The sequence below is a fragment of the Lacisediminihabitans profunda genome, from assembly GCF_008040105.1.
In the GTDB taxonomy this organism is placed as follows: domain Bacteria; phylum Actinomycetota; class Actinomycetes; order Actinomycetales; family Microbacteriaceae; genus Lacisediminihabitans; species Lacisediminihabitans profunda.
On record NZ_VRMG01000004.1, the window covers coordinates 234,356 to 254,836 of the forward strand.

The following is a 20,481-nucleotide window of genomic DNA, read 5'->3' on the forward strand; positions in this document are numbered from 1 at the left end:
GGGCCGTGACCGTGCGGCCAGTTCGCCGGGCAGGGAGCGGCGGATCCAGAACAGTGCTCGACGCCACATGCTGCTCCGCTCCAGACGGGACTCGGATTTCCCGCGCTACCCAATGAGGAGCGCGGTGGAGCGGTGGTGATACACGCAGCCGGCACTCGAGGGGGTTCGCTAGACGGGCCCTGGACCGGTGCACTCTTGCCCGAGCGAGGCGTTTCTTCGGCTAAGGACGTAACGACGTCACCGACGGGATGCCGCTCTGCACTTTCCCGCCAGGGTCCTAAGCAACGCCCCTACGTCAGGTGCCCCGCCGCCTCCATCTGGCGCAGTTCCTTCTTCAGGTCGGCGACCTCGTCGCGCAGGCGCCCGGCCAGCTCGAACTTGAGCTCGCCGGCGGCGGCCAGCATCTGCTCGTTGAGGTCGCGGATGATCGTCTCGAGGTCGTTCGCGCCGCTGGCGGCGAGGCCGGCACGCTTGAGGTTGGGCGTGGGCGACCGCTTGCGTCCGTCGCGCCCGGCGAGCAGGGCGGCGGTGTCCGCGCCCTCCCGGTTGAGGGAGTCGGTGATGTCCGCGATCTTCTTGCGCAGCGGCTGCGGGTCCACTCCGCGCTCGAGGTTGTACGCCACCTGCTTCTCGCGGCGCCGGGTGGTCTCGCTGATGGCGAGCTTCATCGAGTCGGTCATCACGTCCGCGTACATGTGCACGGCGCCGGACACGTTGCGCGCCGCGCGCCCGATGGTCTGGATGAGCGAGGTCGAGGACCGCAGGAAGCCCTCCTTGTCCGCATCCAGGATCGCCACGAGCGACACCTCGGGCAGGTCGAGACCCTCCCGCAGCAGGTTGATGCCCACGAGCACGTCGTACACGCCCTGACGCAGCTCGGTCAGCAGCTCCACGCGGCGCAGGGTGTCCACATCCGAGTGCAGGTAGCGCACCCGCACGCCGGCCTCGCCCAGGAACTCGGTGAGCTCCTCCGCCATCTTCTTGGTGAGGGTGGTGACGAGCACGCGCTCGTTCACGGCGACGCGCTTGCGGATCTCCTCGAGCAGGTCGTCGATCTGGCCCTTGCTGGGCTTCACCACGATCTCCGGGTCGATGAGTCCGGTGGGGCGGATGATCTGCTCCACCACGCTGTCGGTAATGCCCATCTCGTACTTGCCGGGCGTCGCGGAGAGGTATACCTTCTGGCCGACCCGCTCGAGGAACTCGTTCCACTTGAGCGGACGGTTGTCGAGGGCGCTCGGCAGACGGAAGCCGTGCTCCACGAGGGTGCGCTTGCGGGACGCGTCGCCCTCGTACATCGCGCCGATCTGCGGCACGGTCACGTGCGACTCGTCGATCACGACGAGGAAGTCCTCCGGAAAGTAGTCGATGAGACAGTGCGGTGCCTCGCCCGGCTGGCGCTGGTCGATGTGCCGCGAATAGTTCTCGATGCCGCTGCAGAACCCGATCTGCTCCATCATTTCCAGGTCGAAGGTGGTGCGCATCCGCAGCCGCTGGGCCTCCAGCAGCTTGCCCTCGCGCTCGAGCTGCTCGAGACGCTCCGCGAGCTCCACCTTGATCGTCTTGATCGCCGCGTGCATGCGCTCCTGGCCGGCCACGTAGTGAGATCCGGGGAACACCGACACGGAATCCATCTTCTTCACCACGTCGCCGGTGAGCGGATGCAGGCTGTACAGCCCCTCGATCTCGTCGCCGAACATCTCGATGCGGATCGCGAGTTCCTCGTACATCGGGATGATCTCGATGGTGTCGCCGCGCACCCGGAAGTTGCCGCGGGAGAAGTCCACGTCGTTGCGCTGGTACTGCATCGACACGAACTTGCGGATGAGCGCCTCGCGGTTGATCTTCATGCCCACCTGCAGCGCCATCATGGCGTCGAGGTACTCCTCGGAGCTGCCGAGGCCGTAGATGCAGGAGACCGTGGACACGACGATCACGTCGCGCCGGCTCAGCAGCGAGTTGGTGGTGGAGTGACGAAGCCGCTCGACCTCCGCGTTGACCGACGAGTCCTTCTCGATGAAGGTGTCGGTCTGCGGAACGTAGGCCTCAGGCTGGTAGTAGTCGTAGTACGAGACGAAGTACTCGACGGCGTTGTTGGGCATCAGTTCGCGGAACTCGTTGGCGAGCTGGGCCGCGAGGGTCTTGTTGTGCGCGAGCACGAGGGTTGGGCGCTGCACGGCCTCGATGAGCCAGGCGGTGGTGGCGGACTTGCCGGTTCCCGTGGCACCGAGCAGCACGACATCCGTCTCGCCGGCGTTGATTCGGCCCGTGAGCTCGGCGATCGCCGCGGGCTGGTCGCCGCTCGGCGTGTAGTCGCTGATCACCTCGAATGGGCGCACAGAACGTGTCGGTTGCATGCCTCAAGCTTAGGCAGCGCCACTGACAACGAGCCCGGATTGCGCCGTGGGCAGAACTGTCGAACCGCGGCCCAGGTCGAGGCGGTTGGCACTCGGGATGCCCGCGGTCGCCTGGTGGGTCACCAGCACCGTCACGCGGTCGCGGAGGGCCACGACCAGGTCGGCGATGAGCTCATCGGCGGACTCCTCGTCCAGGAGCGCGGTCGGCTCGTCGAGCAGCACCACGTCGGCCCGGGTGAGCAGAGTGCGCGCCACGGCCACCTTCCGCACCGCTCCCCCACTAAGCCGCTCCCCACTAATGTGCCCTTTTGTCGCAAGGGTGCCGGCTCGACGCAGCACAATCACGACAAACGGGCACACACTCCGCCGGAAGAGGTCACGAGGGCGGCCACGGCGGATGACCGGGCGCGACGACCGGGTGCGACGACGGAGCGGCACCGCCCGCGGTCGATCCCGCGGGGTCAGCGCACGGGACGCGGCAGGGACTCCCAGAGGGCGTCGGCCTGCCGCAGCGTCTCCTCGAGCGTTCCATTGCTGTCGATCACGACATCCGCGATCGCGAGGCGCTCGGTGTCCGTGGACTGCGAGTTGAGCCGATGGACGGCCTCCTCGCGGCTGAGGCCGCGCAACTCGATGAGCCGGCGGATGCGGGTCTCCGTGCTCGCGTTGACCACCACGATGAGATCGAAGGAGTGGTAGTCCCTGTCGCGCGACGCCTCGACGAGTAGGGGAACGTCGTACACGACGATCGCGTTCGGATCGCGGCTGGCGGCCTCCGCGAACAGACGCTGGGTGAGTTCCTTGATGGCCGGATGCGTGATGCCGTTGAGCGCGACCCTCGCCTCCGGGTCGGCGAAGATGATGGCGCCGAGCGCGGCACGGTCGAGGGACCCGTCCGGCGCGATCACCGAGGGGCCGAATCTCTCGGCTATCGCCGCGAGACCCGGCGTGCCGGGTTCGACCACCTGACGGGCGAGCACGTCCGCATCGATGTGCACAGCTCCGTGCTCGGCCAGCCGACGGGCGACCACCGTCTTTCCGGATGCGATGCCGCCTGTGAGGCCGATGAGATACACGCGAGTAATGCTAGCTCTCGCCTGGCAACTGTCGGCGCCACTCTCGCCGGGCCGCCGCCCCGTTAACGCCGGAACGGCCGGACCCGTGAGGGCCCGACCGTTCCGTAGCTCCAATGAGGAGTTGCTCGAACTAGGAGTTCGAGGAGAGCTTCTCGCGAAGTGCGGCGAGAGCCTCGTCGTCGGCGAGGGTTCCCGCAGACTCGGAGTCGCTCGAGAACGAGGAACCAGCAGAGGCCGGCGCGTCGGAGATGTTCTCGTCGGCGGTCGAAACCTGCTTCTTGTGGGCCTCCCAGCGAGCCTGGGCCGCAGCGTAGTCCTGCTCCCACTTCTCGCGCTGGGACTCGAAGCCCTCTTTCCACTCGTTGGTCTCCGGGTCGAATCCGTCAGGGTACTTGTAGTTGCCCTGCTCGTCGTACTCGGTGAGCATTCCGTAGAGTGCCGGGTCGAACTCGGTACCCTCGGGGTCGACGCCCTCGTTCGCCTGCTTCAGCGACAGCGAGATGCGGCGGCGCTCGAGGTCGATGTCGATGACCTTGACGAACACCTCGTCACCGACCGACACGACCTGCTCGGCGAGCTCGACGTGCTTGCCGGAGAGCTCGGAGATGTGAACGAGGCCCTCGATGCCCTCCGCGACGCGAACGAACGCGCCGAAGGGGACGAGCTTCGTGACCTTGCCCGGTGCAACCTGGCCGATGGCGTGGGTGCGGGCGAAGACCTGCCACGGGTCTTCCTGCGTCGCCTTGAGCGACAGGGAGACACGCTCGCGGTCGAGGTCGACCTCGAGGATCTCGACGGTGACCTCCTGGCCAACCTCGACAACCTCTGAGGCGTGCTCGATGTGCTTCCAGCTGAGCTCCGAGACGTGGACGAGACCGTCGACGCCACCGAGGTCGACGAACGCACCGAAGTTGACGATCGACGACACGACACCCTTGCGAACCTGGCCCTTGGCGAGGTTGTTGAGGAAGGTGGTGCGGCTCTCGGACTGGGTCTGCTCGAGGAGCGCGCGACGCGAGAGCACAACGTTGTTGCGGTTCTTGTCGAGCTCGAGGATCTTGGCCTCGATCTCCTGGCCGAGGTACGGCGTGAGGTCGCGCACGCGGCGAAGCTCGATGAGCGATGCCGGCAGGAAGCCGCGGAGTCCGATGTCGACGATGAGGCCACCCTTGACGACCTCGATCACGGAACCGGTGACGACGCCATCCGACTCCTTGATCTTCTCCACGTCGCCCCACGCACGCTCGTACTGAGCGCGCTTCTTGGAGAGGATGAGGCGGCCTTCTTTGTCTTCCTTCTGGAGGACGAGGGCTTCGACAACATCGCCGACCTGGACGACCTCGGTGGGGTCCACGTCGTGCTTGATGGAGAGTTCGCGGGAGGGGATGACACCCTCGGTCTTGTAACCGACGTCGAGGAGGACCTCGTCACGATCGATCTTTACAACGGTTCCTTCAATGAGGTCGCCGTCGTTGAAAAACTTGAGAGTCTTTTCGACCGCGGCAAGAAAATCTTCAGCAGATCCGATGTCGTTGATGGCGACCTGCTTCGGTGCCTTTTCGGTCGTTACGATTGTCATGTAGTAGTTGCTCCAGGATGGACATGTGTTTGGCCGGTCGCAGCGTGGTTCTCTTGGTCTTGCTGGGTTGTGGTGTCTCTGACGAGCAGAGTGCCGCGACAGGCGGGCGGGTGAAACTTCGCAGAATTGCGACGTTCTAGTCTACCGCCCCGCCAAGCCTCGCGCCACCTCGGCCCCGCGCAGCTGCATCATCGGCCCACGATGTCGCGCAGGGCCCGGTCGAGAACGGGATGTTCGAACGTGTAGCCCGCGGCTTCGAGGCGCTCCGGCACGACCCATCGGCTCTTCAACACCAGTTCGGTCTCGGTGCGGATCAGCGCCGAGCCGACCTCCAGCATCCAGCGCGGCGCGGCCAGGCCGAACGGCACGCCGAGCACATCACGCAGGCGCGCCATGAAGCCCACGTTGTCGGTGGGATTCGGCGAGCTGGCGTTGACCACCCCGTCGATGTCCTCGTGCTCGCGCACGAAGCGGATGATGCCGAGCACGTCGGCGATGTGGATCCAGCTGAATCTCTGTCGGCCGTTCGGGGTGCGGAACGCGTGGTAGGTGCCGGCCGCGAGCCTTGCCGGCGTGGAGAACCATGGTCCGTCGAGTTGCGGGCCGCCGAGACCGAGGCGGGCCAGCCGGCGAAGCGGCACGAGCGCGCTGCCGTCGCCGAGCACGATCGCCATCCGGAGCGCGACCCGACGGGTGCCGGGCAGGTCTTCGGCGAAGAACGCCTCCTCCCACGCCTTCGCCACGCTCACCGAGAAGCCCTTGCCGAGCTCCCCCGTCGACTCGGTCATCGGCCGGTCGTCGGCGTGGCGGTAGATGGTGGCCGTGGACGAGTTGATCCAGAGAGGTGGCGGGGTGGCGCAAGCACGGATGGCGGAGGCCAACTCCCGCGTCGTGTCGACTCGCGAGCGGAGGATCTCCACCCGGTTGGCCGGGGTGTAGCGGCAGTTCACGCTCTTGCCGGCGAGGTTGACGAGGAGGTCCGCCCCGTCGAGCAGCCGCGCGATAGCGGCGGTGTCACCCCATTCGGCGTCGGCGCCCGAACGCCCGACGGTGGACACCCTTGCCCCCTCGGCCCGGAAGGCGTCCGCGAGATAGCGCCCGATGAATCCGGATGCCCCGGCGATCACGACATGGTCGGTCACGAGCCAGCCTCCCCCACCCGGATCCCGTAGTGGAACGACCCGGAGTATTCGTAGAGCCTACCGACGAGCGGGGCGTCGATCGTCACGCTCACCTGCTGTCGGCCCGACCCGTCGTCGAAGCGCTCGACGAGGCCGACGCGGGGGCTCAGCGCGCGGGGCAGCCGCATCCGCCACGGTCCGAGTCGCAGCGCCAGGCTCGTGGACCGCAGCCGCAGGGCGCCGTCCGACACCGTCGCCTCGAACCTGGCCTCCAGACGCCGGGACCGGCCGAGGAAGTCCACGAGCTCGCCCGCGTCCGCGGTGATCGCGTCGACCATCGTGCGGTCGCCGCCTGCGAGGTGGAAGGTGCGCTCGGCGGCCACCGCGGGGCGGCCGGCGGCGTCGACGATCGGGCGGTTGACCACGGTGAAGGGCACGTCGCGCTGCCACACCGCGAACAGCACCCCCTGCCGCCCGAGCAGCCAGAGCGCGGGCCAGAGCCACCGGCGTGGGGTGCCCACCACGTCGAAGACGCCCTCGCCCCGGCCGAGGCTGCCGACCGGGATGGCGCCGAAGTAGGCGCGCAGGCGTGGGTGGAGCCCGTCGAGGGCTCCCCCCACGACCGCACGGTAGGGCGACCCGTCGCCGGGCGCGGTCGACACGATTACGGGAGCAGCGCCGCCTTGAGGGTGTCGAGCCCGACGCCCCCGATGTCGAGTGCCTTCTTGTGGAACGCGCGGATGTCGAAGTCCGCACCCTCGCGGCGTGCCGACTCGTCGCGAAGCTGCTCCCAGATGCGCTGCCCGATCTTGTAGGAGGGGGCCTGCCCCGGCCAGCCGAGATAGCGGTTCACCTCGAAGCGCACGAACTGCGGGCTCATGTTCACGTTGTTGCCGAGGAACTCGAAGGCGTAGTCGCCCGTCCAGGGGCCGGATCCGTCTGGCAGGGTCTTCTCGAGGTGCACGCCGATGTCGAGCACCACTCGCGCGGCGCGCATCCGCTGACCGTCGAGCATGCCCAGGCGGTCGGCCGGGTCGTCGAGGTAGCCGAGCTGCTCCATGAGCCGTTCGGCGTACAGCGCCCAGCCCTCGGCATGGCCGGACGTGCCGGCGTTGCGCCGCCAGGTGTTGAGCAGGGCCTTGTTGTACACGGCCTGACCGATCTGGAGGTGATGCCCGGGCACGCCCTCGTGATAGACCGTGGTGAGCTCGCGCCAGGTGTCGAACTCCGTGACGCCCTCCGGAACGCTCCACCACATGCGCCCGGCCCGGGAGAAGTCGTCGGTGGGAGGCGTGTAGTAGATGCCTCCCTCCTGGGTGGGGGCAATCATGCATTCGAGCCGGCGCACCTCAGCGGGGATGTCGAAGTGCACCCGGGACAGCTCCTCGACGGCACGGTCGCTGGTCTCCTGCATCCACTTCTGCAGCGCGTCGGTGCCGTGGAGCTTGCGCGAGCTGTCCTCGTCGAGGAACGCGATCGCCTCGAGCACCGACGCGCCGGGCTTGATCTCGCGGGCGATGGCCTCCTGCTCCGCGGTCATCCTGGCGAGTTCCTCGATGCCCCATTCGTAGGTCTCGTCGAGGTCGACGACGGCACCGAGGAAGTCGCGCGAGGCGAGCGCGTAGATCTCGCGCCCGACGGCATCCCGTTCCGGCGCGTGCGGCGCGAGCTCGTTCTGGAGGAAGTCGGACAGTACCGCGTACGCGCCGGCTGACTCCTTCGCCGCGGACGCGAGGTCGCTCTTCAACGACTCTGGCAGCTCGGACTCCCCCGCCTTCGCCCCGCTCGCCAGCTGGAAGAAGAAGCCGGTGTCCGCAACCTGCTTGGCGGCCTGGGCCACCACCTCGCGGATCTGGCGAGCGGCCGGCACGTTGCCGGCGGCGATGCCGGTGCGCAGGGTCTCGATGTAGCCGTTCATCGCCGCGGGGAGGTTGCGCATGCGCGTAGCCATGTGCGACCAGTCCTCCTCGGAGTCTGTCGGCATCAGGTCGAAGATGTCCCGGAGACTCTGCGGCGCCGAGGCGATCACGTTCAGGTCGCGCTGGTCGAAGCCGGCCTCGTGCTTGTCGATCTGCAACTGGAGTTCGCGACTCAGGTCCATCTTGGTGACCTCGTCGACAGCGTCGACAGGGGTGGACGCCGCGATCTGCCCCAGAGTCTTCTTCACCTCGGCGACCACCCGCTCGGCGCCGGCCGGCGAGTAGTCGGCGTATTCGCCCTCGCGGCCCTCCCGGCCGAGGTACACGCGGTACTCGGGGAACAGGTCGAGCTCGGTGTCGACCCAGGCTTCTGCGATGGCATCGATCGGAGTGGGGGTTCGGACCTCGTGGGTCTCGGGGGAATCAGTCATGCCCCGAGCCTATGACAGGGGGCCGATCGGTCGGGAGGCCGCCTGTACGGCGAGTCGGCGGCTACTCCTTGTCGAGGTCGCGGCCCAGGAGTTGCGCCAGAATGTCGAGTGCCGCATCCGCACCCTCGCCGTCCGCGGCGATGGTGACCTGGTCTCCGTGGTCCACGCCGAGGGACAGGACGCCGAGGATGCTCGCGGCGTTCACGGTCTTGCCTGCCGCGTTCGTGATGGTCACCGGCACCCCCGCCTTGGCCGCGGCCTGGCTGAACAGGGCGGCCGGCCGCGCGTGCAGGCCGATGCTCGATGCGACCGAGACGGTGCGTTCTGGCATTTCTGACTCCTTACGGGCGTGCGCGGTTCGCGGTCTACTTCGAGTGCTTCGGACGCAGCAACCCGAGCACCTGTTGGGGCGAGGTCGCCGCGCAAAGCGTTGCTGCATTGTCTCGCGCGAGGAGCACCGTGGCTAGCTGCGAGAGCAAGGCAATGTGTCCGTTGCCCTGCGCGGCGATGCCCACGCAGACCCGCACGTCGTGACCGTCCCAGTCGACGCCGGCCGGAAACTGCACGATCGCGAGTGCATCGCGGCGCACGGCATCGCTGCCGGCGAAGGTGGCGTGCGGGATCGCGATGCCCTCCCCGACGTACGTCGACACCGACCGCTCCCTCTCGAGCATCGCCTCGACGTACGAATCGTCGACCGCCCCGGAGTCGCGCAGGGCGGCGCCGACCTGCCGGATCGCGTCATCCCGGTCCACCGCCGACTGGCCAAGACGGAGCGATTCCACGGCGAGCAGCCCCGCGAGGGCCGGTGCGGGCTTCCTGGCCATGGTCAGTGCTCCGTCGGGTTGTGATTCACGGTGCGGCCGACGCTCAGTGTGCCGCCGCGTCCCAATTCTTGCCGGTGCCCACCTGCACGTCGAGCGGCACCCTGAGGTCGGCGGCGTGGCTCATCCGGTCGGTGACGATCGCCGTGAGCGCCTCCAGCTCACCGTCGGCCACCTCGAACACGAGCTCGTCGTGCACCTGGAGCAGCATCTGTGAGGCGAGCCCGCCCTCCCGGATATCGTTCGCGACGCCGAGCATCGCACGCTTCATGATGTCGGCCGCCGAGCCCTGGATCGGGGCGTTGAGCGCCTGGCGCTCCGCGTTCTCCCTCAGCACCCGGTTGGACGACTTCAGGTCGCCGAACGGACGGCGACGCCCGAAGATCGTCTCGGTGTAGCCGTCCTCCCTGGCCTGCTCCACGACGCTGCGCAGGTACTCGCGCACCGCGCCGAACCGCGAGAAGTAGTCGGTCATCAGCTGTTTGGCCTCGGCATTGTCGATGCGCAGCTGCTTCGAGAGCCCGAAGGCGCTCAACCCGTAGGCCAGCCCGTACGACATCGCCTTCACCTTGCTGCGCATCGCCGGGGTGACGTCTTCCGGCGCCACACCGAAGATGCGCGCGCCGACGAATCGGTGCAGGTCCTCGCCGGTGTTGAAGGCCTCGATGAGTCCGGGATCGCCGGACAGGTGGGCCATGATCCGCATCTCGATCTGCGAATAGTCGGCGGTGAGAAGCGTGGTGAACTCGGGTCCGCTCTCGAAAGCCGACCGGATCTCGCGCCCCACCTCGGTCTTCACCGGGATGTTCTGCAGGTTCGGGTCGGTGGAGGAGATGCGGCCGGTGCTCGTTCCGGTCTGGTCGTAGCGGGTGTGCACCCGGTTGTCGGGTTCGATGGCCTTCTCGAGAGTCTCCACGATCTGGCGGAGCTTGGTGGCGTCCCGATGCTGCAGCAACAGGCCGAGGAACGGATGCGGGTTCTGCTCCTGCAGGTCGGCCAGCGACGCCGCGTCGGTGGAGTAGCCGGTCTTGTTGGATCGCGTCTTGGGCATCCCGAGGTCTTCGAAGAGCACCTGCTGAAGCTGCTTGGGCGAACCGAGGTTGATCTCGCGCCCGCCGATCTCGGCGTAGGCCTGGCGCGCCAGTTCGGCGGCCTTCTCCCCCAGCTCGCGGTTGAGCCGGCTGAGGATCTCCCGGTTCACCGTGATGCCGGTGCGCTCCATCTGGGAGATCACCGGAATGAGCGGGATCTCCATCTCGTCGAGCACCGCGCGGGAGCCAGCATCCAGCCGCTCGGCGAGATATTCGGTGACCCGCAGGATGTACCAGGCCTCGGTGGCCACGCTCTGCGCGTCAGTCTCGGGAACGAGCTGGTTCGGGTCGGACTCGACGAGGCGGTCGCCGAGGAAGTCGTAGACCTGGGCGGCGAGGTTCTGGGCGTGGCCACCCGGCTTCACGAGCCAGGCGCCGATCGTGGTGTCGAACGCGATGCCGCCGAGCTTCAGCCCGGCCCGTTCCAGCGCCTTGATGGCCGGCTTCGAGTCGTAGAGGTACTTGGGGCCCGGGCCCGCGAGCCAGTTCTCGAGGGCGACGTAGTCCGGCCGCCCGGGCGCCCACGGCACGTACGCGCTGTCGTCGATCGACGCGATTCCGAGGCCGGCGAGGCCCTCCGGGCCATATTCGAGCTGCAGGCCGAGCGGCACGGTCCCCGCGCCGGAAACCTTGTCGAGCCAGTGCCCGAGCTCCTCATCCACCAGGGTGCGCACGACCGGGATGCCGAAGTCCGAGTCAGAGGCGATCGCCTGCGTCGCATCCGTCGACAGCGTGTCTCCGGCGGCAGCGGCGATCTTGAGCACGCGTTCGAGGAGGGTGCGGAACTGGAGCCGGTCGAAGACCGAGCGGACAGCGGTCTCGTCGATGGGCCGGCGCGCGAGGTCGGCGGGTCCCACCGGGAGCTCCACGTCGGTGATGAGGTGGTTGAGCCGCCGGTTGCGGATCGCGTTCTCCTTCTGCTCGCGCAGCTTCTCCCCCACGACGCCCTTGATCTCGTCCGCGTGGGCGAGCACCCCGTCGAGGCCGCCGTAGAGGTTGATCCACTTGACTGCGGTCTTCTCCCCCACCTTGTCGATGCCGATGAGGTTGTCGCTCGTCTCGCCGACGAGGGCCGCGACATCCGGGTATTGGTGCGGCTCGATGCCGTACCGGTCGAAGACCGCGTCCCGGTCGTAGCGCTTGAGTTCGGAGACCCCGCGCGCGTTCGGGTAGAGCAGGGTGACGTCGTCGTTCACCATCTGGATGGCGTCGCGGTCGCCGGAGACGACGAGCACCCGGTAGCCCTGGGCGGCCCCCTGCGTGGCGAGGGTCGCGAGGATGTCGTCCGCCTCGTAGTCCTCCTTCGTCACCGTGGTGATGCCCAGGGCGCGCAGCGCCTCCTCGAGCAGCGGAATCTGCCCCACGAACTCGGACGGCGTCTCACCTCGCGTGCCCTTGTACTCGGGGTACTCGCGGGTGCGGAAGGAGTACCGCGAGATGTCGAATGCCACGGCGAGGTGGGTGGGCTTCTCGTTCGCGAGGAGGTTGATCAGCATCGCGATGAAGCCGTGAATGGCGTTGGTATGTTGCCCCTCACGGTTCTGGAAGCTGTCGACGGGGAGGGCATAGAACGCCCGAAACGCGAGCGAATGCCCGTCGATAACGAGGAGGGTAGGCTTTTCGTTGTCCGGCACGCAGCCAGCCTAACCGTGGCTGCCGACACGTCGAAGACACAGCCCAAGGAAGCCCATGACCAAACTCCCCGAGCACCTCGCGCCCGAACTCTTCGACCGACTGATCGCCAGCGGAGGCGGCGATCTCGCCCGCAAGCTGGGAATCGAGTTTCTCGAGCTGTCGGCGGAGCACTCGGTGGCCACCATGCCGGTGGAGGGCAACACCCAGGTCGTCGGCATCCTCCACGGCGGCGCACATGTGGTGCTCGGCGAATCGCTCGGTTCGATCTCGTCGGCCATCCATGCCGGACCCGGCCGCATCGCCGTCGGCATCGAGATCAACGCTTCCCACAGCCGGTCCGTCTCGAGCGGGATGGTCACGGCCACCTGCATCGCGCTCAACCTCGGGCGCACGCTCGCGACCCACGAGATCGTGATCCGCGACGAGCAGGGCCGCCGCCTCTCCACCGTGCGGATGACGAACTTCCTCAAGGACCAGTAGGCGCGTCCGGCGTCGACCGCCGCCGTCTTTCGCCGCGCCAGCCGGTCATCCCGCCACGTGCCCCGCCCCGAAAACGCAGGAGATGCCTGCCCGACGGGCGCAAATCCGCGGATGTCGACGTCACACCGGACGCGAGGCGCCCCGGCGGTTACTTCTTTGCGGAGAGCTGCTCGATGATCGCCTGGGCGACATCGTGCATGGTGAGGCGCCGATCCATGGATGCCTTCTGGATCCAGCGGAACGCCTCCGGCTCGGTGAGCCCCATCTTCTCGTTGAGCAGGCCCTTGGCGCGGTCCACGAGCTTGCGGGTCTCGAAGCGCTCGACGAGGTCGCTCACCTCGGCCTCGAGAGTGATGATCTGGGCGTAGCGCGCGAGAGCGATCTCGATCGCGGGCAGCAGGTCGTTCGGCGTGAACGGCTTCACCACGTAGGCGAGGGCGCCGGCCTCGGTGGCGCGCTCGACGAGCTCCTTCTGGCTGAACGCCGTGAGAAGCACAACCGGGGCGATGTGGTTCTTGGAGAGCCTCTCGGCGGCGGAGATGCCGTCGAGGAGGGGCATCTTCACGTCCATGATCACGAGGTCCGGTCGCAGCTCGGTCGCGAGGGCGACGGCGGTCTCGCCATCGCCGGCCTCACCGACGACCTCGAATCCGGCGTCCCGAAGCGTTTCGACGATGTCGAGGCGAATGAGCGACTCGTCTTCGGCCACAACGACGCGGCGGGGGGTCTGAGGAGCGCTTTCCTGGTCTGTCACGCGCTAAAGCCTACGGTATTCTTTGAGACGTTATCGTGCGCCGGTGTGGCGGAATGGCAGACGCGGAGCACTCAAAATGCTTTGCTCGAAAGGGCGTGGGGGTTCGAGTCCCCCCACCGGCACAGTTAACGGGCGGGTCGCGACGTTCCCGGATGCCACCGTGCTCATCGGCTCGACGGCGTCGGGCTGGGTGTCGGTGTCGTCGTACTAGACGCGCTCGGTGACGGCGCCGTGTCGCCGGAGACCGCGGAGGCCGCGATGAGCGTGACGCCCACGGCAAGCGCGCAGACGACGAGCACGATTCCCGCCACGAAGACGGCCACGGTTCCGCGCACCCGGCCAAGCTTCTCCGCCATCGATCCGACAGCCTCGAGGACGACGGACGGCTCGAACCCGGCCAACTCCTTGCTGCCGGGCGGTGCGGCGACGGTGACGGTGGTGGGCTTGGCGACCGAGAGCCGCCCGCGCAGTTCGAGGGCGGCGAGCCAGCCGCCGAAGGTGATGATCGCCACGCCCAGCATGAGGGCGATCACCGCCAGGTAGGCGCCGAACCGCTCGACGAAGGTGCCGTTGATCACGTCCCCTTTCGCCACAGTCTGCGCGGCGGAGGCGAGACCGATCGAGGAGGTGATGGATGCCGTGAGGATGATCTCCAGCACGATCGCGACCCCCGTCACGATTCCGGTGATCCAGGCGAAGCGCTGGTCCCACAGCCCCTTTTCGACCTCGAACACGTAGGTGTCCGGCGGTTCGGCCCCGTCGAATGGTTCTCCCCCGCCCCCTGCCCACGGCGTCGTGGCGGGTTCTGGGGCGGAGTCACTGCCGGTGGAATCGCTCATTTGGTCCTCCTCGACCGCGGTGTTGCGATCCGCTCATGATTGCACCCGGCGGGCGCGGGGGGAAGGGCGGGAATGGCAGCCATCTGTCAATGGATTGACGTCCCAACGCCGGGCCTCGATCGGACGTCGCCGTGTGCGAGGCTCGAGGGACGCGATTCCGACCCCGCATTGGAGCCTGCTCATGGACCAGACAGCCGCACTGTTCGGCAAGACCGCGCTCATCACCGGGGTGTCCCGGCGCAAGGGAATCGGGTTCGCCGTCGCCCGGCGCCTGGCCGAACTCGGCGCTGACGTGTTCATCCAGCACTTCTCCCCCCACGATGCCGGCCAGCCCTGGGGCGCCGACGACCTGGCCGAGGTGCGCTCGGGGATCGTCTCAGCGCAACGCGAGGGTTCCGCCTTCGGGGACCTGTCGCTGGATCTCGCGGACCCGGATGCGGTGGACGCCGTCGTGACCGCTGCTCGAGCGCTCACCGGCCGACTCGACATCCTTATCTGCAACCATGCCAGAAGCGGCTCGGACGGCTCCGTCTTCGACATGACCCCCGAGCTGCTGGACGGCCACTGGGAGGTCAACACCCGCTCGACGCTACTGCTCACCCGAGCGTTCGCCGAGCAATTCAGCGCGCACAGCGCCTCCGCCCCACTGCGGCCGGGCGAGCGCTCGGCGCCCCCAGGACCGGTGGACGAGTTCGCCACGGGCCGGGTGATCTGGATGACCTCCGGCCAGGTCCACGGCTCCATGCGCGGCGAGGTCGCCTACGCGACCAGCAAGGCGGCCCTGGCCGGAGTGACCCCCACCGTGGCGAGCGAACTCCTGCCGTGGGGAATCGTGCTCAACACCGTCAATCCCGGACCGGTCGACACCGGCTATCTCGACCCGGAGACCACGGATCGCCCTCTCGAGGAGATCGAACGCGCCGTGCGCGAGACGCCCTTCGGTCGATTCGGCCGGCCCACCGATCCGGCCCGCCTCATCGGCTGGCTCGCCACGGACGAGGGCCGCTGGGTGGTCGGACAGGTGCTGACGAGCGACGGCGGATTCGCGCTTTAGCCTTGCCCTGCTGCCCGCTTCGCGTTATTGAGGTACCCTCAGTCTATGGCGGGCGAGGACTGGATGAAGGAGACCTCCCTGAAGCCGACCCGATCGTCGGCCTTCGGTGGCCTGCTCGGCCTGCTCGGCCTGCTTGGATTCAGCGTGATAGCCGGGATTCTTGTCGCCGCACTGTTCGCCCCGATGCTCGCTGTCACCAGCAAGGCGACCGTGAACGCGCTGAACGTCTTCGACCGGCTGCCCGACTATGTGACCCTCGGCCACCAGTCGCAGCGCACCGTGCTCTACGGCCTGCGTGCCGCCCAGCAGGTGCCGTTCGCCCAGATTTACGACCAGAACCGGCAAGAAGTGGAATGGGATGCCGTCTCCGACTTCGCCAAGGACGCGCTCGTGGCGGCGGAGGACGTGCGGTTCTACCAGCACGGGGGCGTCGACCTCGCGGGCATCGCCAGGGCCACCGTCAACAACCTCTCCGGCAAGAAGCTTCAGGGCGCGTCGAGCATCGAGCAGCAGCTCGTGAAGCAGTTAGCCATCCAGGAGGCCGTCGCCACCATCACGGACAAGGTGAAACTCAACGCGGCCAAAGCCGCGGCCCAGGCGACGACCCTCGACCGCAAACTCAGAGAGGCTAAACTCGCCGTCGGCCTCGAGAAGCGCTACGGCAAGCACCAGATCCTGCTCGCCTACCTCAACATCGCGGGGTTTGGCGGCAACACCTATGGAATCGAGGCCGCAGCCCAGCAGTACTACTCCACGACGGCCAAGGCGCTCACGCTCGCCCAGGCGGCGAGCCTCATCGCGATCGTGCAACAGCCGAACCTCCGCGCCCCGGCCGCGCCGGACAACTGGGAACGCAACCAGAGCCGCCGCGACGCCATCCTCCGAACCATGTTGAGTGAGTTGATGATTTCACGGCAGCAGTTCGACGAGGCGATCGCCGTGCCGGTCAACGCGAGCACGGTGAAGCTCAGCGCCGCCACCAACGGATGCTCCTACGCCTCGGCGGCAAAGCCGTTCTGCGACTACGTGATTAACAGTGTCAAGGACCTGACGAGCCTCGGCGCGACGCCGGCCGACCGCAAGGCAGCCTGGGAACGCGGCGGATACTCGGTCTACACGACGATCGACCTCGACCAGCAGGCGGTCGCCGAAGACGATCTCGCGGCGCGCACCCCGGCCACCGAGAACCGGTTCTCGCTCGGCAGTGCCGTCTCCACCGTGCAAGTGGGCACCGGTCGCATCATCACGATGGCGCAGAACAAGGCGTTCGACGACACGGGCGAGGCCGATCCGGCCGTGTCCACCGCCATCAACTTCAACACCGACAAGCGGTACGGCGGGTCGTCCGGATTCCCGACCGGCTCCACCTACAAGCTCTTCACCCTCGTCAACTGGCTGCAGAACGGCCACGGGTTGCAGGAGTACGTGGACGCGAACATCCGCTCCTACCGGTCGTTCCCGTCGAGGTGCGACCCGGGCGGCCTGTACACGATTGCTCGCGGCTACGCGCCGAAGAACGACAGCGGGGTGAGCCAGGGCCAGATGAACGTGCTCGCCGCCACGAAGGGCTCGGTCAATGCGGCCTTCGTGAACATGGCGTCAAAGCTGGACCTCTGCGACATCCGGGACGTGGCCACCTCGATGGGCGTGCACAACGCGGATGACAGCGAACTCGCCCACGACCCGGGCACGATCCTGGGAACGAACACCCCCTCACCGCTCACCATGGCGAACGCCTACGCCACGGTCGCCGGAGGCGGCACGCTCTGCCAGCCGATCGCCGTCGACCGCATCGTCGGCCCGGACGGGAAGGAGCTGCCGGGCCAGGCGCAGAGCTGCAGCCGAGTGATCTCGCCGGAGGTGGCGGCCGCCGCCGCCTTCGACCTCCAGGGCCCGCTCCAGCCCGGCGGCACCGGCGCGAGCGCGAACCCCCGCGATGGCACGGCCCTCCTCGGAAAGACCGGCACCGCCGAAGCGCTGCATAGCTACATGGTCGCGGCCAGCTCGCAAACATCGACCGCGGTGTGGATCGGCAACATCACGGGCTTTCAGAACCTGCGCCGCATCTCCATCGGCGGTACCCTCGCTTCGAACCTCCGCACCGCCGTGATGAAGCCGATTCTCGCCTCGCTCAACGCGAGCGCGGTCTACGGCGCCGGTCACGCCTTCCCGGAACCTCCGCCCGCGCTGCTGAGGGGATCGACCATCCGGATGCCGAACGTCGTCGGCCAAAGCGTCTCCGCCGCACAGCGACTCGTCGAGCGCATCGGACTCGCCTTCGCCCAGGGCGACGTCGTCTCCTCCGCGCTGCCCGCCGGAACGGTAGTGTCGTCCGATCCTGTCGCCGGCTCCGCTATCGCCCGGGGCAGAACCGTCACGGTGACCGTGAGCAGCGGGGCCGCCGCACGCAAGACCGATCCACCGGACAAACATCCAGGCGGCGGCGACCATCCGGGAAAGGGCTAGGCGGCCGGCTCGACGGGCTGGCGGAGGATGGTGCGAAGCCGCTCGGGTGCCGCGCTGCGCGGATCGCCCAGGTAGATCTCGTGGTGTCGGCCCCGGGGCCGCGAACCGTGGGCGGCGATGCCCGCGTGCAGCGCCGCGATGCTCGTCGACTCTGTGGAATACGGCCCGACGTGCATGATCTGGGCTGACGGGCCTTCCGCCCACCGTTCGAACCGCAGTGCGTCGATCGCGCCGCCGCCCTTCGCCCTGGCCTGCTCGGTCGCGTGCCGCACGACGGCCTCATCGATCGGCGGCAGTTGAGCGATCATCGCGCGCCAGCGCCAGGCATCCCGATCGGATTCGGGGAAGGACTCCGGATGCGCGAGTTGCTCACCGGTGACGCCCTCCATCCACCAGAGGGCCTCGAGCGGCATGACCCGCGGGGCCGCACCGGTCTGCTTCTTCACGAGGAAGTGGGCGCCGTAACTCACGGCATAGAGGGCCCTCAGCGCCGCCTGAAACTGCTGACCGTCCGGGGCACCCGTCCCGTCGATCGACAGGAAGGCGAGTTCGGGAACGTCGACGAAATCGACGTGACCCTTTCGCGCGGTGAGGAGCGCATCGAGCTCCGCGAACCCCGTGCTCTTCGCCACCGTGATCCTCCAGACGCTCCGTGCGCGAATCCCGAGACTACGGCTCCCAGGATGGACAATGAAGGGACTTAGGTCACGGCCGGCGGTGGACGATCCCGGCGAGGATCGAGTGCCGTCCTACGCGGCACCGGGGCCTTTCGGATTGGTTGAATTGGTGGAACGTCGAGAGTTGCTCACGGCACTGGCTGCGGTCGCCGTGCTCTCCCTCTCGGGCTGCGCCATCGACCGGTATGCGATCGAACCGAACGCCCAACCCAGCCCGAGTCCCACCGGCTCTCCGAGCGCCTCGCCAACCGTGTCGCCGTCACGCACACCGACCGTGCCTCCCGAGCCGACGCCGAGCCCCTCGACCGCGCCCGCCGAACCGCCGGTGCTCGTGAAGGTTCCCCTGCCGGGCGGCAAGATCTACAGCCTGCCCGGAAAGGGCAACCTCCTGGCCTGGACCGTCGACGACGGCATCGACAGTGCCGTCGTGGCGGCGTACGCCCGCTTCGCCCGCGACAGCGGCACCCGGCTCACCTTCTTCGTGAACGGCCAGAACCGATCATGGACGGACAACGCCCCCGCCCTTCGACCGATGGTCGAGAGCGGCCAGATCCAGCTGGGCAACCACACCTTCTCGCACCCGAACCTCCTCAGGCTGTCGGACGCCGGTATCGTGAACGAACTCAAGAAGAACGACGCCTTCATCCGCAACCTCTACGGGGTCAGTTCCGCACCGTTCTACCGCCCTCCCTACGGCTACACCGATGCCCGCACCGAGGCGGTCGCCGCGAGCATCGGCTATCGCGCCCCGGTCATGTGGTACGGCTCGCTGTCCGATTCGGGCCTCATCACCCCGCAGCAGGTGGTCGACTTCGCGACCAGCTGGTTCCTTCCGCAGCACATCGTGATCGGGCATGCCAATTTCGCGCCGGTGACCACCGTGTACCCACAGCTGCTGGACATCATCCGGGAACGGAACCTGCGTACCGTCACCCTGAACGACGTGTTTCGGGTCTGATTGCTGGATGTACTGCCCAGGCAGGTTGGTTGGTTGGTGTGAGCGAGGTCCTCGTGTCCCGCGCTGTTGCTGCTGTGACTCCGAACACCGTTACGGACGTTCGCGTGTGGCCGTCGGCGACGTTGCGGATCTCGCACGCCGGAAGCTGGACCGTCTCGGCCCTCTAGTTGTGCCACCTAGTTGTGCCGCCCGCGTCGGTCGGGCCGTGTTCTGCAGGACGGGCCTCAGAGGCGTGGGTGCCACCTCGCATACTTTGGTTGTGCAGGACAGCTTGTGCAGGACACGGCAGGGGTGTGGCGACCCGAAGGGTCCCGTCCTACCGTCCTGCACAACGCGTCCTGCACAACTGGAGTCTGCGGGGCGGACACCCGTAAATCACCAGGACGTCCTGCACAACGCGTGCCAGGGGCAAGGGAGTGCCGCACGCTGGCGGGGACACGGGCCCCACACCGCGATCGGAGTCAGCCCACCCCACCAGCGTCCCTGGGCAGCACACCTAGAGCTGGAACACGAGCGGCGGGTAGCTCACCTTCGTCGAATACCAGACCCAGGACGACCCGGCCGTCTGCTCGATCGACCCGTAAACCTGCTGCGACGGCTGCACATCCTTGAGGATCAGCGTGATCGTCTGCCGGCCGTTCACCGACTTGGCGCCCGTGCCGGACAGCGTTCCGGACCCCGCGTAGCCGGCCACGGTGAACGTGCTCGGGCCGTTCGTCTCCACGGTGAAGGTCATCACGTAGGTGCCGACGGTGGTGATGCCGTAGGCGCTCGGGGCGAAGTGCGTCGACACCGCCGGATTGCGCGACGGGGTCGCCTGACGGTCGAATCCCGCGTACGGGGCCGCGGCATCCGTCTGCACGATCGTCGCCATGATGAGGGTGAGATTGGTGCGGCCGAGGCCCACGGTCTTGGTGGGAGTGAGCGTCTCGATCGGTGTGAAGAAGAAGTACGGGCTGATGCGGATGTCGCCCACCCGGTACCTCGTCGCCCAGTCCTCCATGGTGACGTCGGTGTCGAAGGTGGCGAAGTCGATCGTGCGATCGTCGAACGCGTCGGTGACCGACGGGGAATCCGTGTTCTCGTCCATGCTGTCCTCCAGAACTCATCGGGTGGTGCGCCGGGTCTCGGGAATCGACCCCTCTACTCACAGGAGTCTGGAGACAGCGACGAAATACCGCAAGGGCCCACTTCGGCGACGCGGATGACGGTGGCCGGTC

18 protein-coding genes and 1 tRNA gene are annotated in these 20,481 nt (G+C 67.6%); 5 read left to right on the forward strand and 14 right to left on the reverse strand.

The window, feature by feature from the left end; translation table 11 throughout:
• Positions 1 to 290: 290 nt before the first annotated feature.
• The 10 genes from uvrB to polA all read right to left on the reverse strand — a co-directional run bounded on the left by uvrB (position 291) and on the right by polA (position 12,032).
• The gene (gene uvrB / locus FVP33_RS03685; protein ID WP_147782283.1) at positions 291 to 2,357 is read right to left on the reverse strand and encodes an excinuclease ABC subunit UvrB; all 2,067 of its coding nucleotides are present in this window, start codon (positions 2,355 to 2,357) and stop codon (positions 291 to 293) included.
• A gap of 9 nt (positions 2,358 to 2,366) precedes the next feature.
• Positions 2,367 to 2,795 (reverse strand): ATP-binding cassette domain-containing protein, encoded by a 429-nt coding sequence (locus FVP33_RS19930; RefSeq protein WP_342779840.1) that lies wholly within the window; start codon positions 2,793 to 2,795, stop codon positions 2,367 to 2,369.
• 23 nt (positions 2,796 to 2,818) lie between these two features.
• Positions 2,819 to 3,433, reverse strand: coding sequence for a dephospho-CoA kinase (coaE, locus tag FVP33_RS03695; protein ID WP_147782285.1), 615 nt, complete (start codon positions 3,431 to 3,433; stop codon positions 2,819 to 2,821).
• A 130-nt stretch (positions 3,434 to 3,563) separates the two neighbouring features.
• Positions 3,564 to 5,012 carry a 30S ribosomal protein S1 gene (gene rpsA, locus FVP33_RS03700; RefSeq protein WP_147782286.1) on the reverse strand — a complete coding sequence of 483 codons (1,449 nt, stop codon included), beginning with the start codon at positions 5,010 to 5,012 and terminating at the stop codon, positions 3,564 to 3,566.
• Positions 5,013 to 5,200: 188 nt separating this feature from the next.
• The gene (locus FVP33_RS03705) at positions 5,201 to 6,154 is read right to left on the reverse strand and encodes an epimerase (RefSeq protein ID WP_147782287.1); all 954 of its coding nucleotides are present in this window, start codon (positions 6,152 to 6,154) and stop codon (positions 5,201 to 5,203) included.
• Positions 6,151 to 6,795 (reverse strand): DUF4166 domain-containing protein, encoded by a 645-nt coding sequence (locus FVP33_RS03710; RefSeq protein WP_147782288.1) that lies wholly within the window; start codon positions 6,793 to 6,795, stop codon positions 6,151 to 6,153. Before FVP33_RS03710 ends, FVP33_RS03705 begins: the two co-directional genes overlap by 4 nt.
• Before the next feature lie 2 nt (positions 6,796 to 6,797).
• Positions 6,798 to 8,483 carry a DUF885 domain-containing protein gene (locus tag FVP33_RS03715; protein WP_147782289.1) on the reverse strand — a complete coding sequence of 562 codons (1,686 nt, stop codon included), beginning with the start codon at positions 8,481 to 8,483 and terminating at the stop codon, positions 6,798 to 6,800.
• Between the two features lie 61 nt (positions 8,484 to 8,544).
• Positions 8,545 to 8,814, reverse strand: coding sequence for an HPr family phosphocarrier protein (locus FVP33_RS03720; RefSeq protein WP_147782290.1), 270 nt, complete (start codon positions 8,812 to 8,814; stop codon positions 8,545 to 8,547).
• Positions 8,815 to 8,848: 34 nt separating this feature from the next.
• A complete protein-coding gene (locus tag FVP33_RS03725; RefSeq protein ID WP_147782291.1) occupies positions 8,849 to 9,310 on the reverse strand; it encodes a PTS mannitol transporter subunit IIA in 462 nt (153 codons plus the stop codon).
• Positions 9,311 to 9,353: 43 nt separating this feature from the next.
• Positions 9,354 to 12,032, reverse strand: coding sequence for a DNA polymerase I (gene polA, locus FVP33_RS03730; protein ID WP_147782292.1), 2,679 nt, complete (start codon positions 12,030 to 12,032; stop codon positions 9,354 to 9,356).
• A gap of 55 nt (positions 12,033 to 12,087) precedes the next feature.
• Between polA and FVP33_RS03735 the strand changes: the two genes are divergently transcribed.
• Entirely contained in the window at positions 12,088 to 12,513 is a 426-nt protein-coding gene (locus tag FVP33_RS03735) for a hotdog fold thioesterase (RefSeq protein ID WP_147782293.1), read from the forward strand.
• Between the two features lie 148 nt (positions 12,514 to 12,661).
• Here FVP33_RS03735 and FVP33_RS03740 read toward each other — a convergent pair whose 3' ends face one another.
• A complete protein-coding gene (locus FVP33_RS03740; protein ID WP_147782294.1) occupies positions 12,662 to 13,267 on the reverse strand; it encodes an ANTAR domain-containing response regulator in 606 nt (201 codons plus the stop codon).
• A 39-nt stretch (positions 13,268 to 13,306) separates the two neighbouring features.
• Between FVP33_RS03740 and FVP33_RS03745 the strand changes: the two genes are divergently transcribed.
• Positions 13,307 to 13,389, forward strand: a tRNA-Leu gene (locus FVP33_RS03745).
• Between the two features lie 42 nt (positions 13,390 to 13,431).
• On the opposite strand, the gene FVP33_RS03750 is transcribed toward FVP33_RS03745, so the two are convergent.
• Positions 13,432 to 14,106 (reverse strand): hypothetical protein, encoded by a 675-nt coding sequence (locus FVP33_RS03750; protein ID WP_147782295.1) that lies wholly within the window; start codon positions 14,104 to 14,106, stop codon positions 13,432 to 13,434.
• Between the two features lie 181 nt (positions 14,107 to 14,287).
• Between FVP33_RS03750 and FVP33_RS03755 the strand changes: the two genes are divergently transcribed.
• Together FVP33_RS03755 and FVP33_RS03760 are read left to right on the forward strand one after the other, a co-directional pair.
• Positions 14,288 to 15,160 carry an SDR family oxidoreductase gene (locus tag FVP33_RS03755; RefSeq protein ID WP_147782296.1) on the forward strand — a complete coding sequence of 291 codons (873 nt, stop codon included), beginning with the start codon at positions 14,288 to 14,290 and terminating at the stop codon, positions 15,158 to 15,160.
• A 45-nt stretch (positions 15,161 to 15,205) separates the two neighbouring features.
• Positions 15,206 to 17,626 carry a transglycosylase domain-containing protein gene (locus FVP33_RS03760; RefSeq protein WP_147782297.1) on the forward strand — a complete coding sequence of 807 codons (2,421 nt, stop codon included), beginning with the start codon at positions 15,206 to 15,208 and terminating at the stop codon, positions 17,624 to 17,626.
• On the opposite strand, the gene FVP33_RS03765 is transcribed toward FVP33_RS03760, so the two are convergent.
• On the reverse strand, positions 17,623 to 18,258 hold the full coding sequence (locus tag FVP33_RS03765) for a GyrI-like domain-containing protein (protein WP_187270564.1): 636 nt from the start codon (positions 18,256 to 18,258) through the stop codon (positions 17,623 to 17,625). The two genes, FVP33_RS03760 and FVP33_RS03765, sit on opposite strands and share 4 nt — an antisense overlap.
• Positions 18,259 to 18,412: 154 nt before the next feature.
• On the opposite strand from FVP33_RS03765, the gene FVP33_RS03770 reads away from it, so the two are divergent.
• On the forward strand, positions 18,413 to 19,261 hold the full coding sequence (locus FVP33_RS03770; RefSeq protein ID WP_147782299.1) for a polysaccharide deacetylase family protein: 849 nt from the start codon (positions 18,413 to 18,415) through the stop codon (positions 19,259 to 19,261).
• A 496-nt stretch (positions 19,262 to 19,757) separates the two neighbouring features.
• Here FVP33_RS03770 and FVP33_RS03775 read toward each other — a convergent pair whose 3' ends face one another.
• Positions 19,758 to 20,351: a hypothetical protein gene (locus FVP33_RS03775; protein ID WP_147782300.1), complete on the reverse strand. Its 594-nt coding sequence runs from the start codon at positions 20,349 to 20,351 to the stop codon at positions 19,758 to 19,760.
• Positions 20,352 to 20,481: the final 130 nt, after the last annotated feature.